Here is a 14,340-nt window from a genome sequence, read left to right as displayed (position 1 = left end):
AGGTTTAAAGAGGGGTGTGCGTCAGGGGAAAACAGGCAAAACGGTCATCAAGCAGAGGGTAGCTGGCGGCGTTCGGCAGTTCAAAGTGCCACCATTCGCTGCTGATACCGACAAAACCGCCACCGAACATGATGGCATTCAGCAGCAGACGGTTGCGCTGGGCGTGCGGCGGTACGGAAGGGTGATACGGATGCGAGCGGTCGTGCATTTCGTCAAAACCGGCGCCCATATCCAGCACGGTATTGTGTTCGTCCATCAGCGTGACGTCGATGGCCGTGCCGCGACTGTGATTGGAGCCAATCGCCACGTCGACCACATACTCCGGGTTCGGGCAGGCATCCCACAGCTGGGCCTGCGCCTGCTGCGGTCGGTAGGCGTCGTACACCACCAGCTTCAGCCCGGCCAGCGTGGCAATGCTGATGGCTTTTGCCAGCGCGGTGGCGGCGTCGGTATGCAGCAGGCACAGCGCCTCTTGGTAGATCGGGCGACCGGTGATGTTGTCGGCAGTGGCGTACTTCAGATCGATATGCAGCGTGGGAAATGTCTTCGCCACATCAATCAGTTCACTCTCTTCGGGCATAGCTCCGCTCCTTTAGCGTTCGAATTGACCAAACTCTTGTTGTAATTGCCGGTTTACCGCCAGACGTGCCGGGAGCGCATCACCCAACGCTTCCACCACGCCCGACAGCAGCAGGTTGAACAAACAGCTCACGGGGGCAAGTGAATCCCAGAAATGACCGGTATCGGTTTTCACCTGCAGTAAGTCCATCGGATAATCCCGCGCCCACGGACACCAGATGTCGGTGATTAAGGCCAGCGGAATGCCTTTTTCGCTCGCGACGCGGCAGTACTGGCGGGCCATCGCGGAGTAGGCGCGCGTATCGGTCAGCACGACATAAGGGTGCGAAAACCCCGAGTTGAGGGATTCCACCCAGCTTCCGGATGCCCCCTCCGAATAGCTCACGCGCGGGCGCAGGTACTCAAGGTGGCTGAAGAAGGCGTTGGCGATCCCGCGGGTGGACTGGATCCCCAGCACAAACACCGCATCCGCATGGGCCAGGTTGTGTACGACCTGGCGGAAGACGTCCGTTTGCGCGAGCTGATACACCTGCGTGATGGCGTCCACTTCCAGCGAAAGGGCGTGCTGAAGGCGGTTGGGCAGGGGGCGCTGCTGTTGCCAGGAGTCCAGACGTTCGTTCATACCCCAGGGCTGATACGGATCGCGCAGGCTCTTTTTGACATCCTCCAGGTTGCGGTAGCCCAGCTTGCGCAGAAAGCGTCCCACGGTGATCCCGCTCGTCCCGCTCGCCTGACCGACGCTTTCAGCCGTTTCAAACGGTATCTGCGCGGCGTGGGCAAGCAACCAGCTTCCGACCCGTTTTTCGCTGGGCGTGAACTGGCTAAACATCGTTTCGATACGGCTCAACATCTCAGGTTTCGTCGTCATACCGCCTCGCTGTTAACACGCTGTCAAAAGCCGATCTTGTGTTACCTCGTTAACAATGCATGACGCGTGCCAGGAACACAGGCGAGGGAATGCCTGCTCTGCTGTAAACTTCATGCAATATTTAGTTAACGGATGATCAACATTTGTGCAGCGTAGTTCACTTTTGGTGCAGTGACAGAATCTGCACGTATGAATTTGGTGAATACGTCAGCCCGTTCACATTTTTGATAAGATAGAAACACAGTAGACATGAAAGGGATCCCGGCATGGCGAATTGGCCCTGGCGAGTCAGCGAGCATCTGATGGTGCTTGTTAAGAAAATAGCGATGGTGGTGGGGATCGTACTGGTCGTCCTGTTGGCAGTGCGGGTCTATCTCTCGCAGCAGGGGCCTGAACTGCATCTCTGGCATACCTGGCGGGCAGATGAGATGTCCGTACGCGAGCTCGATGGCGCCGACTTTGCCGGGTATGTTGCCCGCGAAAATGCCATTTTCGCCGATCTTAATACCGCGGTGACGGCAAAAACAGAGCATGAGGAACAAACTCCGCTAAACCGCTATTACCGCCAGAGCCTGGTCTGGCCGGGTCAGTTTTCACCGGATGCCAACCGCTCTTTTGTACTCATGCCAGCCGGAAAGCCGCGCGGCGCGGTGGTGTTGCTTCATGGACTGACGGATTCACCCTATAGCGTCAGACATCTTGCTCAGAATTATCAGGCCCACGGCTTTGTGGCCGTGGTTCCGCGCCTGCCCGGACACGGCACCGCGCCTGGCGCGCTGACGGACGTTGACTGGGAGATGTGGCTGGCGGCGACGCGCCTTGCCGTTCGGGAAGCGACGCGTCTGGCGGGAGAAAATGTGCCCCTGCATCTGGTGGGCTACTCCAACGGCGGGGCGCTGGCGATGAAATATGCCCTCGATGCACTTGACGCGCCATCGCTGCGTAAACCGCAGCAGCTGGTGCTGCTGTCGCCGATGATCGGCGTGACGGCATTCGCGCGATTCGCCGGTTTCGCCGGGTTACCGGCGCTGCTCCCGGCGTTTGCCAAAGCGGCGTGGCTGAATATTTCCCCGGAATATAACCCGTATAAATACAACTCGTTCCCGGTGAACGCCGCCCGCCAGTCGTGGCTGTTGACGAAGGCGCTGCAGGAGCAGATTGGCCGGGAGGCGCGGGAAAACAGGCTGGCAACGCTGCCGCCGGTTTTGGCATTCCAGTCGGTGATGGATTCCACCGTCAGCACCCGCGCGGTGGTGAGCGGCTTGTTTGATCAGCTTCCGGCAAATGGCAGCGAGCTGGTGGTATTTGATATCAACCAGGCGGCGAGCTTCCGTCCGCTGTTCAAGCCCTCGTCCTGGACGGCCACCTCAGCGCTGCTGCCTACTGTTGAACGACGTTACACTGTCACGGTTATTACCAATGCGAATGAACACAGTTTCTCAACGGTAGCGAAAATCACCCCGGCAGGAAGCACTCACGAGACGGTCGTGCCGCTTGGGCAGTCCTGGCCGCAGGATGTCTATTCCCTGTCGCACGTTGCGGTGCCGTTCCCGCCGAATGACGATCTCTATGGCCGGGAGCCTGACGTGAAAAACCGCTACGGCATTAGCCTGGGGACGATAGCGCTCTGGGGGGAAACCTCTGTATTGAGTGTCGGGAAAGAGGCGCTTATGCGGGTCACCTCAAACCCGTTCTACGGCTACATGGAGGAGAGGATTAACAGCCGAATCGGGGATGAGAAAAAGTAACGTTCTTCTGTTGTGTGAATATGTTAGGTCGCAATGATTAAGTATGTTAAATAATACCTTCAAGGCACCTCTCTCATCGGAACCCGTTTTGTGCTGACGACTCTCATTTACCGAAGCCAGTTGAATTTATCCCACCCGTCAACCGAACTCCGGGAGGTGGTGGAGCGCGCCAGACGCCGTAACGCGAAGCTGAATATAACCGGTGTGCTCCTCTCTAAAGGGGATGACGTACTGCAAATTCTTGAAGGTTCCGAAGAGGGCGTGGTCAGGCTGTTCAATAAAATCCGTGATGACAAGCGGCACAGCGGAGTGGTTGAACTGATGCGGGATTATGGCCCGCGCAGACGATTTGAAAACGTCGGGATGCTGCTGTTCGATCTGCAGACGCAGTCGCCGAAAGAGGTGCTGCAATCGGTGCTGCGTTACAGCAAACTCGACAGTTACCTGGCCTCCGATGACCGCGTATTCAAATTTATTCAGACGTTTATTACAGATAAGCGTCCGAACCCGTCGGGTGGACGTTACGATCCGGCAAAGTGGGCGCTCGAACCCGAAACCTTACCCTTTGGCGAGTCTCTGGGCCTGATTGCCGCGCAAACCTGTCAATTTGCGCTTCAACCGATTGTTGAGCCTTCGGAAGGCAAGATCAGCTCCCTTGAAGCCCTTATCCGCAGCAATGACGGCGGCAGTCCGGAGCAGTTCTTCCGCGCCCTTGACCCGGACACCCTCTATCAGGTCGATCTCCAGACGAAAGCCTATGCCTTTGCGCTGGCGGAAAAGCTGGGGATTGGCAGCCACAAAATTGCGGTCAACCTGTTGCCGATGTCGCTGGTGAATGTCCCTGGCGCAGTGGAATTTCTGGTCGGTGAGATTAAAAAACACGGGCTTCAGCCAGAGCAGGTGGTGCTGGAAATCACTGAAAACGAGATGATATCCGGACTGAATCAGTTCAACAGCGCCATTAAACAACTTCGCGGTGAGGGGGTTGGCATGGCGATTGATGATTTTGGTTCCGGCTATGCCGGTCTCTCTCTGCTGACGCGCTTCCAGCCGGATAAAATTAAGATTGACCGGGAGATTATCAGCGATATTCACCTGAGCGGTCCGAAACAGGCGATTGTACGCTCGATTATCAGCTGCTGCTCCGATCTCGAAATCACCCTGGTGGCGGAAGGTATCGAGAAAATAGAGGAGTGGTGCTGGCTCGAATCTGCCGGGATCCGCCGCTTCCAGGGCTTCCTGTTTGCCCGCCCGCTGCTTAACGGCGTCGGTGATATTCACTGGCCGCACCTGGTGCGTTAAGGCAATTTTCCACTCGCGTTATTTCCCCGTCGTCCTGCCTGTGCTTAAATAGCTAAAACGGTTTAACATAGTTTAGCTTCGAGGTTCACATGGAAAAAATCTGGGTACTGGGTGATGCGGTGGTGGATCTGCTGCCTGATGGAGAAGGAAGATTGCTGCAATGTCCGGGTGGCGCCCCGGCAAACGTTGCGGTCGGTATTGCCCGCCTGGGGGGGCGTAGCGCGTTTATCGGCAGAGTTGGAGACGATCCTTTCGGGCGCTTTATGGCTCACACACTGGCTGACGAGCGGGTCGATGTGCAGTGGATGCGCCTTGACCCGGCACACCGCACCTCAACGGTGGTGGTCGATCTCGACGAACAGGGCGAACGTTCGTTTACCTTTATGGTGCGCCCGAGCGCCGATCTGTTTCTGGAACCTGCCGATCTGCCTACCTTCAGCAAGGGTGAATGGCTGCACGTCTGCTCCATCGCGCTAAGCGCTGAACCCAGCCGCAGTGCGGCCTTTCAGGCGATGGATGCCATCAGGAAGGCGGGCGGTTACGTCAGTTTTGACCCCAATATACGCCCGGATCTCTGGCCGGATGAAACCGCACTTCGTCGCAGCCTTGAAGAGGCGCTGCAACGTGCTGATGTGGTGAAACTCTCCGTCGAGGAACTGGCATTTTTAACCGGCGAGGAGCAGGTGCACGCCGGTCTGGCTGCACTCATGCGCCGCTGTCCGGCGCGGCGGGTGCTCGTCACGCAGGGTAAAGAGGGCGTTATTGCCTGGCATGAAGGCACCGTGAACCACTATCCGGCAACCCCGGTTAAGTGTGTCGATACCACCGGCGCGGGGGATGCCTTCGTCGCCGGACTGCTCTACGGGCTGGCCGCCGGTCTTGAACTGGTTCCCGCCATCGCCTTAGCCCAGCGCTGCGGCGCGCTAGCCACCACCGCGAAAGGGGCGATGACCGCCTTGCCCTGGCAGCACGAGCTGTAATATCTCCTATCACAGGCCGTCGGTCGACGGCCTGAATTGTCGCCCCGATCACACTTACTAAAACGGTTTAGCAAAAAAGATTGCCGATCCAAAATTCACCAGTTTAGTATCAGCAACCTAAACCGGTTTAGCAATTTAGCACGTTTAATGACTTCTTTGAGGGATGCGACAAAATGTATAAAAAACGCAGACTTGCCGTGATGATAGGCATGCTGGCCGGAAGTACCTCTGTTTTTGCCCAAACGGATATGACAAGTATCGAAGCGCGGCTTGCCGCAATGGAACAACGCCTTCAGGACGCAGAGACGCGCGCGCAGAGGGCGGAGAAACGCGCCACGGAAGCAGAACAAAAAACGCAGCAGCTCGTTGCCGCGCAGCAGCAGACGCAGTCAACAACCCAGGCGGTGGCGCAGCGCACCACTGCGCTGGAGAAGAAAGCGGATCAAAGCAGCGGGTTTGAGTTCCACGGCTACGCTCGTTCCGGCCTGCTGATGAATGACGCGGCCTCCAGCAGCAAAAGCGGTCCGTATCTGACCCCAGCCGGCGAAACCGGTGGTGCAGTAGGGCGTCTGGGTAATGAAGCCGACACCTACGTTGAGCTGAACCTGGAGCACAAACAGACCCTGGATAACGGGGCGACGACGCGCTTTAAAGCGATGCTGGCCGACGGCCAGAGAACCTATAACGACTGGTCAGCTGATACCAGCGATCTCAATATTCGTCAGGCCTTTGCGGAGCTGGGCAATCTCCCTGATTTCACCGGCGCGCTGAAGGGCAGTACCTTCTGGGCAGGTAAACGCTTCGACCGCGATAACTTTGATATTCACTGGCTGGATTCCGACGTGGTGTTCCTGGCCGGTACCGGTGGTGGCGTCTACGACGTGAAATGGAACGATTCGCTGCGCAGTAACTTCTCCCTCTATGGCCGCAACTTCGGCAGCGTGGAGCAGACCGACAATAACGTTCAGAACTATATCCTCAGCATGAACCACTTCGCCGGGCCGCTCCAGCTGATGGTGAGCGGCCTGCGGGCTAAAGATAATGACGATCGTAAAGACGCGAACGACGATCTCATCAAAACGGATGCCGCCAACACGGGCGTTCATGCCATGGTGGGCTTGCACAACGAGAGCTTCTACGGCCTGCGGGAGGGGACGGCCAAAACCGCGCTGCTGTATGGTCACGGGCTGGGGGCGGAAGTGAAAAGCATCGGCTCCGATGGCGCACTGCTGTCCGAGGCAGATACCTGGCGCTTTGCAAGTTACGGTGTCACGCCAATTGGCGGTGGCTGGAGCATTGCGCCTGCCGTCCTGGCGCAGAGCAGTAAAGATCGCTACGTCAAAGGCGACAGCTATGAGTGGGTCACGCTCAACACCCGCCTGATTAAAGAGGTGACCCAGAATTTCGCGCTGGCGTTTGAGGGAAGCTATCAGTACATGGACTTAAACCCGGAAGGTTATAAAGACCGAAACGCCGTCAACGGCAGTTTCTACAAGCTGACCTTTGCTCCGACGTTAAAAGCGAGCAAAATCGGCGATTTCTTCAGCCGTCCGGAGCTTCGCCTGTTCGCCACCTGGATGGACTGGAGCAGCAAACTGGATAATTACGCCAGCGATGATGCCTTTGGCAGCAGCGGTTTCAACGCCGGCGGGGAATGGAACTTTGGGGTCCAGATGGAAACCTGGTTTTAACCCATCACGCTCCCGCCTGGCGGGGGCGTTTCGCACATCATAAAAAAGAAGTCAGGCAGAGGTATCTATGGATTTTAATCAAATCGCCCGCGAGCTTATTCCGCTGCTGGGTGGCAAGGAAAATATCGCCAGCGCGGCGCACTGCGCAACGCGTCTTCGTCTGGTGCTGGTTGATGACGCGCTGGCCGATCAGCAGGCGATCGGCAAGGTCGACGGCGTTAAAGGCTGTTTCCGTAACGCCGGGCAGATGCAGGTGATTTTTGGTACGGGCGTGGTGAATAAAGTCTACGCCGCGTTTATTCAGGCGGCGGGGATTAGCGAGTCTAGCAAGTCTGAGGCGGCGGACCTGGCGGCGCGCAAGCTGAACCCGTTCCAGCGCATTGCGCGTCTGCTCTCCAATATCTTTGTGCCGATTATTCCTGCTATTGTGGCGTCCGGCCTGCTGATGGGCCTGCTCGGCATGGTGAAAACCTACGGCTGGGTCAATGCGGACAACGCTATCTATATCATGCTGGACATGTGCAGTTCGGCGGCGTTTATTATTCTGCCGATCCTGATCGGCTTTACCGCCGCGCGGGAGTTTGGCGGTAACCCGTACCTGGGCGCGACGCTGGGCGGCATCCTGACCCACCCGGCGCTGACTAACGCCTGGGGCGTGGCGTCCGGTTTCCACACCATGAACTTCTTCGGCCTGGAGATCGCGATGATTGGCTACCAGGGCACGGTATTTCCGGTGCTGCTGGCCGTCTGGTTTATGAGCATCGTGGAGAAAAACCTGCGCCGCGTGATTCCGGATGCGCTGGACCTGATCCTGACGCCGTTCCTCACCGTTGTGATCTCTGGCTTTATCGCCTTGCTGATTATTGGTCCGGCGGGACGCGCCTTAGGGGATGGTATCTCCTTTATCCTGAGCACGCTTATCGCCCACGCGGGCTGGCTGGCCGGGCTGCTGTTTGGCGGACTGTATTCGGTGATTGTGATCACCGGTATTCACCACAGCTTCCACGCGATTGAAGCGGGGCTGCTGGGCAACCCGTCGATTGGCGTGAACTTCCTGCTGCCGATCTGGGCCATGGCGAACGTGGCGCAGGGCGGAGCCTGTCTGGCGGTGTGGTTCAAAACCAACGATGCCAAAATCAAAGCCATTACGTTACCGTCGGCGTTCTCTGCGATGCTGGGCATCACCGAGGCGGCTATTTTTGGTATCAACCTGCGTTTCGTTAAGCCGTTTATTGCCGCGTTGATTGGTGGCGCGGTGGGGGGCGCCTGGGTGGTCTCTGTGCATGTCTACATGACTGCCGTCGGGTTGACCGCCATTCCGGGTATGGCCATCGTGCAGGCCAGCTCGCTGCTCAACTATATTATCGGCATGGTGATTGCCTTCGGCGTGGCGTTTACCGTCTCGCTGCTGCTGAAATATAAAACGGACTCTGAATAATGACGTTACCTTCCCGCTGGCCTGCGATTCTGCAGGCCGTTATGAAAGGGCAGCCGCGCGCGCAGGCTGACAGCCATTATCCGCAATGGCACGCCGCGCCGGTGACGGGGCTGATGAACGATCCCAACGGGTTTATCTGGTTTGCCGGTCGCTACCATCTGTTCTATCAGTGGAATCCGCTGGACTGTGAGCATCGTTTTAAATGCTGGGGGCACTGGAGTTCTGCGGACCTGGTCCACTGGCAGCATGAGCCGCTGGCGCTGATGCCCGACGAAGAGTATGACCGCAACGGCTGCTACTCCGGTAGCGCCGTGGATAACCAGGGCGTGCTGACGCTGTGCTATACCGGCAACGTGAAGTTCGATGACGGCAGCCGTACCGCCTGGCAGTGCCTGGCCGAGGAACAGCCGGACGGCACCTTTAAAAAGCAGGGGCCGGTGCTGGCGCTGCCGGAGGGCTACACCGGTCATGTGCGTGACCCGAAAGTGTGGCAACACGACGGGCTGTGGTACATGGTGCTGGGCGCGCAGGATCTGCAAAAGCGCGGCAAAGTGCTGCTGTTTAAATCCGCTGATTTACATGCCTGGGCTTCCTGCGGTGAAATCGCTGGTCACGGGGTCAACGGCCTGAAGGACGCAGGTTATATGTGGGAGTGCCCGGACCTGTTCGCGCTCGACGGTACGCACGTGTTGATTTGCTGTCCGCAGGGGCTGGCGCGCGAGCCGTATCGCTATCTCAACACCTATCCGGCCGCCTGGATGAGTGGGGCGTTTAGCTATGAACGCGGCACGTTTGCGCACGGCGAGCTGCACGAGCTTGACGCGGGCTTTGAGTTTTACGCCCCGCAAACGACGCTGGCGGAAGATGGACGACGCATTCTGATTGGCTGGATGGGCGTACCGGACGGGGAAGAGATGCTTCAGCCGACGCGGTCGCACGGCTGGATGCACCAGATGACCTGCCCGCGCGAATTGCAGTATCGCGACGGCAAGCTCTGGCAGACTCCGGTGCGTGAGCTGGCGGCGCTGCGTGAAGAGGAGCAGCACTGGCAGGGACGTGCCAGCGATGCTCCCGTTCTGGATGCCGCGCGACTGGAGTTTGAGTTAAGCGCCTCGCAGGTGAACGTCGATTTTGCGGGCGCGCTGCGCCTCACGGTTGATGAGCAGGGCGTGCGGCTGGAACGCGCAAGCCTGAAAACCGGTGAGACGTTGACCCGCTACTGGCAGGGGGACGTCCACCATTTACGCGTCCTGTGCGACCGCTCCAGCGTTGAAATTTTCATCAATCATGGCGAAGGGGTGATGAGCAGCCGCTATTTTCCTGACCATCCGGCCTGGGTGCGCTTCGAAGGTGCGTCCGATATCACATTACGCTACTGGTCGCTGCGCGCCTGCATGATAGAATGAGGGTTTTGGCAGCCGGATCTAAGTCGTTGTGAGAAAAACAAAACGCGTCACCATTAAAGACATCGCGGAGCTGGCGGGTGTGTCAAAAGCCACCGCCAGCCTGGTCCTGAACGGGCGCAGCAAAGAGCTTCGCGTGGCGGAAGAGACGCGTGAACGCGTGCTGGCGATTGCGAAAGAGCACCACTATCAGCCCAGCATTCACGCCCGGTCACTGCGCGATAACCGTAGCCACACCATTGGTCTGGTGGTGCCGGAGATCACCAACTACGGCTTTGCCGTCTTTTCTCACGAGCTGGAAACGCTGTGCCGCGAGGCGGGCGTCCAGCTGCTGATCTCCTGTAGCGATGAAAATCCGGGGCAGGAGACGGTGGTCGTCAACAACATGGTGGCGCGTCAGGTCGACGGACTGATTGTCGCCTCCAGCATGCTTAATGATGCGGACTACCTGAAACTCAGCGAGCAGCTGCCCGTGGTGCTTTTTGACCGCCATATGAACGACAGCACGTTGCCGCTGGTGATCACCGATTCCGTCACCCCAACGACGGAACTGGTGGCGGATATTGCCCGCCAGCATCCGGATGAATTCTATTTTCTGGGCGGACAGCCGCGCCTTTCTCCGACGCGCGACCGTCTGGAAGGGTTTAAGCAAGGTCTGCGAGCGGCCGGTGTGGAACTGCGCCCCGAGTGGATCATTCACGGCAACTACCACCCTAGCTCCGGCTACGAAATGTTCGCCGAACTCTGCGCCCGTCTGGGGCGCCCACCGAAAGCCCTGTTCACCGCCGCCTGCGGGCTGCTGGAAGGGGTACTGCGCTATATGGGTCAACATAACCTGATGCAAAGTGATATCAGATTAGCCAGCTTTGACGATCACTATCTCTACGATTCGCTGACGATCCCGGTGGATACCATTCGCCAGGACAATCGCCAGCTGGCGTGGCATTGCTTTGATCTGATTGGCAAATTGATCGAAGGGGAGACGCCGCAGCCGTTGCAGCGCAAGCTCAATGCCACCCTGCAGCGGCGCTATAAGTCAGCGGTATAGCCTCGTTCGATACATCAATAACTTTAATTAATTTAAGTTTTGGATGCGCCGATAACCATAAGGAATAATTCTCCTTGAGGTATTGGTTTATGTCGTTGAAAAAGTCATCCCTGATTGTCCTGTTCTCACTGCTTTTGTTCTTTGTGGTCAGCACCGTCACCAGCGTTGGCCTCATCATTAAAAGTAATAATTCCCTGGATAACGTCAACAAAGAGATCCAGGTTGTGCTGTCGATTATTGACCCCATCAACCATAGCCGTACGCTGCGCGTTCGCGTGATGGAGTATGTGAAGATGGTGGAAGCGGGCAACTCGGCAGACGGGGCGGCGAAGCTTGCTACAGTAAAAGAGGCGCTGACCAAAGCGGACCACGCCTTTGCGGCCTTTATGGCTTCGCCGCGACTCACGGATGAAGCGCCTCAGGTGAGTGCCTATCAGGATGCCTGGCAAAACTACCGCAACCAGGGGCTGGCGCCGCTGATCGATGCCGCTGAGGCACAAGATGTTGCTAAATTTAACGCGCTGATCCCGGAAGTTTCCCGCCTCGACCGCCAGTACGAAATCGTTCTCGACCAGGTCCTTTCCGTCCACCAGAAATACGCCAAAAGCCTGAACGAAGACGCGAGCAGTAATTTCGTCTCCGGCCTGGTGATGATTGCCGTTATCGCCTGCCTGTTTGTGCTGGTGATTGTTGCCGTCAGCCTCTTCATGAAGCGCTTCGTCTTTGCGCCGGTCAACCTGGCGCGCGAGCACTGCAGCCAGATCGCCGCGGGCAAGCTCGACATTCCGGTGCCGGTGAAGGGGAGTTCGCATAATGAAATCGACCACCTGATGGGCTCGATGGAGCAGATGCGTCAGGCACTGCTGGCCACTATTGCTCAGGTGCGCGATGCGAGCCACACCGTGACGCACGCGGCGCAGGAGATTGCCTCCGGCAATATCGACCTCGCATCACGTACCGAGCAGCAGGCTTCCGCGTTGACCCAGACGGCGGCAAGCATGGAAGAGCTGAGCGCGACGGTGGCGAACAATACCGATAACGTGTATCAGGCCGGAAAACTGGTGCAGGATGCGGTGCACAATGCCCATACCGGCGAAGCGGTGACCCGCGAGGTGATCGACACGATGAATACCATCGCGGCGAATTCGAAGCGCATCGAAGACATTACCAGCGTGATTAACAGCATTGCCTTCCAGACCAACATTCTGGCGCTGAACGCAGCGGTGGAAGCGGCGCGCGCCGGTACGCAGGGCCGCGGTTTTGCGGTAGTGGCCAGTGAAGTGCGAACCCTCGCACAGAAAAGCGCGGTGGCGGCCAAAGACATTGAAAGCCTGATTGCGCAGTCGGTTTCCAGCGTGAAAAACGGTGCGGAGCTGGTCAACCGCTCGGGCGAGGTGATTGACTCGATTATTTCATCGGTGAACAAAGTGAATACGCTGATGGAGCAGATCTCCGTGGCTTCGGAAGAGCAGAGCCGTGGGATCAGCCAGGTCGGGCAGGCGGTGACCGAAATGGACGGCGTGACCCAGCAGAACGCCGCGCTGGTGCAGCAGTCCGCTGCGGCGGCTGCCTCGCTGGAAGAGCAGGCGCAGCAGCTTTCACGGAGTATTTCGAGTTTTAGGTTGCCGGTGCAGGCGTAATTCTTTGAATCTGCCGGGTGGCGCTGACGCTTACCCGGCCTACGACATCTGTAGGCCCGTGCAAGCGTTAGCGCCGCCGGGCACTCGCTGCGATTGCGCATCCGTAAAAATTATTTCATTCCCCTCAGCAATATTTCCCTCTCTCATCCGTCTACCTCATCACAAGCCATAATCAGTTACTGTAAACGAGGTAAACACCATGAGAGATTTTGAACTGCACGGCAGAGGTCACGGGCGCGGATTCGGTCGTCATCGTATGGGCAAGGGCTTAGTCATCGGCGCGGTGATTTTCATCGTGCTCGGCCTGCTGGTGATGTCCCTGTGGAACGCCTTGCTCCCGGCAATCCTTGGCGTGAAAGCCATTGGTTTCTGGCAGGCGCTGGGCATTCTGGTGCTGAGCCGCATTCTGTTTGGCGGGTTAGGTTTCCGTCCAGGAATGTTTGGCGCGCACCGCCGGATGCACGAGCGCTGGATGAACATGACGCCCGAGCAGCGCGAGGCGTTTATTCAGCAGCGACGCGAAGGCTTTGGTCGCCACGGGCGCGGCCACTGCGGCTGGCACGGTCATCGTAACGATAAGCGCGATGACGCTACGCCAAAAGCGCCGGACGCAGAGTGAGCGAGATGAAAGCCGGAGAGGTGGGCGGATCCCTGTTGATGTCGGCGCTCAACGCCTGCCGCGCCCGGCTGAAGGCCTTTATTCGCGGGCGAACATCCGTGCGCGACGACGCCGACGACATTTTGCAGGAAGTGACCTATCAGCTGATGAAGGTGGAGCAGCCGGTCGAAAACGTCGCCGCCTGGCTGTTCCGCGCGGCGCGTAACGAGATGACCGACCGGGCGCGTAAGAAACGCGAGGTGTCGCTCTCCGGCTATTTTACGGATGAAGAGGAGGAGGGCTTCCCGGAGGACGAGCTGGCCGAAACCCTGTTCGGTGTCCCGCAGACGCCGGAAGAGGAGTATCTCAAAACGCTGCTGTGGGAAGAGCTGGGGCAGGCCCTGTCTGAACTGCCGCCGCCGCAGCGCGAGGTGTTTGAAAAGACCGAGCTTCACGGCTACAGCATTAAAATGCTGGCAGAGGAGACGGGGGCCAGCGAACGAGGCGCTGTTATCCCGCAAGCATAAGGCGGTGCTGTTTCTGCGCACGCGGTTGCGGGATATCTATGATGCCCTGACGGACGAATAGCGGCCTCAGACAAAACCTTACACTTCCGGTACTTGTAGATTCATCACTATCGTTTATGATCGGGGCGTCTTGTTACTCTGGAATGTTATGCGCAACCGTCAGCTCCTCGGAAAATGGCTTTTGATCGTTACCTGTCTCGCGATGGCGCTTTGCCTCGTGCAGCGTGCGGTCATGCTCAACCATTTTTTACAGGGACTGGAGCCGCAGATCGCCCTGAGTGCAGATGCCCCGTCGCAAAGCAACACCGGGGAGTCAGGGCCATCGCCCTGTCAGCTAGGTGCGCACTCCCTGCTTTGCGCGCAGCCGCTGTTCTTCGACGGCGCGCTACCGGCCATTATTATCTTCTTCGCGCTGCTGCAGCTGTTTACGCAAGGGCGGGCATTTGCGCCCGTGGAACAGCCCGTTCAGGCACCGCCTCCCCGAATACACCTTAAAAACTGCGTTTTCCGTGAATGAA

Annotated in this window: 12 protein-coding genes and 1 pseudogene; 11 read left to right on the top strand and 2 right to left on the bottom strand. The window is 58.0% G+C overall.

Annotated elements, in window-relative coordinates; translation table 11 throughout:
* Positions 1–4: 4 nt before the first annotated feature.
* Both ddpX and ACMGGM_RS02260 read right to left on the bottom strand, forming a co-directional pair.
* Entirely contained in the window at positions 5–580 is a 576-nt protein-coding gene (ddpX, locus tag ACMGGM_RS02265) for a D-alanyl-D-alanine dipeptidase (protein ID WP_014883892.1), read from the bottom strand.
* Positions 581–592: 12 nt separating this feature from the next.
* Positions 593–1,447: a MurR/RpiR family transcriptional regulator gene (locus ACMGGM_RS02260; protein ID WP_014883891.1), complete on the bottom strand. Its 855-nt coding sequence runs from the start codon at positions 1,445–1,447 to the stop codon at positions 593–595.
* Between the two features lie 266 nt (positions 1,448–1,713).
* Here ACMGGM_RS02260 and ACMGGM_RS02255 point away from each other — a divergent pair, with 266 nt between their 5' ends.
* The 11 genes and pseudogenes from ACMGGM_RS02255 (at position 1,714) to ACMGGM_RS02205 (ending at position 14,339) form a co-directional block, all read left to right on the top strand.
* Positions 1,714–3,195, top strand: a complete 1,482-nt coding sequence (locus tag ACMGGM_RS02255; RefSeq protein WP_063614294.1) for an alpha/beta hydrolase — start codon at positions 1,714–1,716, stop codon at positions 3,193–3,195.
* A 90-nt stretch (positions 3,196–3,285) separates the two neighbouring features.
* On the top strand, positions 3,286–4,497 hold the full coding sequence (locus tag ACMGGM_RS02250) for a diguanylate phosphodiesterase (protein ID WP_032636460.1): 1,212 nt from the start codon (positions 3,286–3,288) through the stop codon (positions 4,495–4,497).
* Between the two features lie 89 nt (positions 4,498–4,586).
* Entirely contained in the window at positions 4,587–5,477 is an 891-nt protein-coding gene (locus ACMGGM_RS02245) for an aminoimidazole riboside kinase (RefSeq protein ID WP_063943166.1), read from the top strand.
* Between the two features lie 173 nt (positions 5,478–5,650).
* Positions 5,651–7,168: a carbohydrate porin gene (locus ACMGGM_RS02240; protein ID WP_250365863.1), complete on the top strand. Its 1,518-nt coding sequence runs from the start codon at positions 5,651–5,653 to the stop codon at positions 7,166–7,168.
* 67 nt (positions 7,169–7,235) lie between these two features.
* Positions 7,236–8,606, top strand: coding sequence for a sucrose-specific PTS transporter subunit IIBC (locus ACMGGM_RS02235; protein ID WP_014883886.1), 1,371 nt, complete (start codon positions 7,236–7,238; stop codon positions 8,604–8,606).
* Positions 8,606–10,012 carry a sucrose-6-phosphate hydrolase gene (locus ACMGGM_RS02230; RefSeq protein ID WP_014883885.1) on the top strand — a complete coding sequence of 469 codons (1,407 nt, stop codon included), beginning with the start codon at positions 8,606–8,608 and terminating at the stop codon, positions 10,010–10,012. Before ACMGGM_RS02235 ends, ACMGGM_RS02230 begins: the two co-directional genes overlap by 1 nt.
* 28 nt (positions 10,013–10,040) lie before the next feature.
* The gene (locus ACMGGM_RS02225; protein WP_023338335.1) at positions 10,041–11,057 is read left to right on the top strand and encodes a LacI family DNA-binding transcriptional regulator; all 1,017 of its coding nucleotides are present in this window, start codon (positions 10,041–10,043) and stop codon (positions 11,055–11,057) included.
* A gap of 89 nt (positions 11,058–11,146) precedes the next feature.
* Positions 11,147–12,697, top strand: coding sequence for a methyl-accepting chemotaxis protein (locus ACMGGM_RS02220; protein WP_045268176.1), 1,551 nt, complete (start codon positions 11,147–11,149; stop codon positions 12,695–12,697).
* Between the two features lie 199 nt (positions 12,698–12,896).
* Positions 12,897–13,316, top strand: a complete 420-nt coding sequence (locus tag ACMGGM_RS02215; protein ID WP_047344268.1) for a hypothetical protein — start codon at positions 12,897–12,899, stop codon at positions 13,314–13,316.
* 5 nt (positions 13,317–13,321) lie between these two features.
* A pseudogene (locus ACMGGM_RS02210) lies at positions 13,322–13,883 on the top strand (RNA polymerase sigma factor).
* 87 nt (positions 13,884–13,970) lie between these two features.
* Complete coding sequence (locus tag ACMGGM_RS02205; protein ID WP_047344266.1) at positions 13,971–14,339, top strand: hypothetical protein; 369 nt, start codon at positions 13,971–13,973, stop codon at positions 14,337–14,339.
* Position 14,340: the final 1 nt, after the last annotated feature.

Source organism: Enterobacter sp. BNK-14 (genome assembly GCF_047456095.1).
Classification (GTDB): Bacteria; Pseudomonadota; Gammaproteobacteria; order Enterobacterales; family Enterobacteriaceae; genus Enterobacter; species Enterobacter kobei.
The sequence above is the reverse complement of the archived record's forward strand: the minus strand, read 5'-3'. Positions and strand labels throughout refer to the sequence as shown.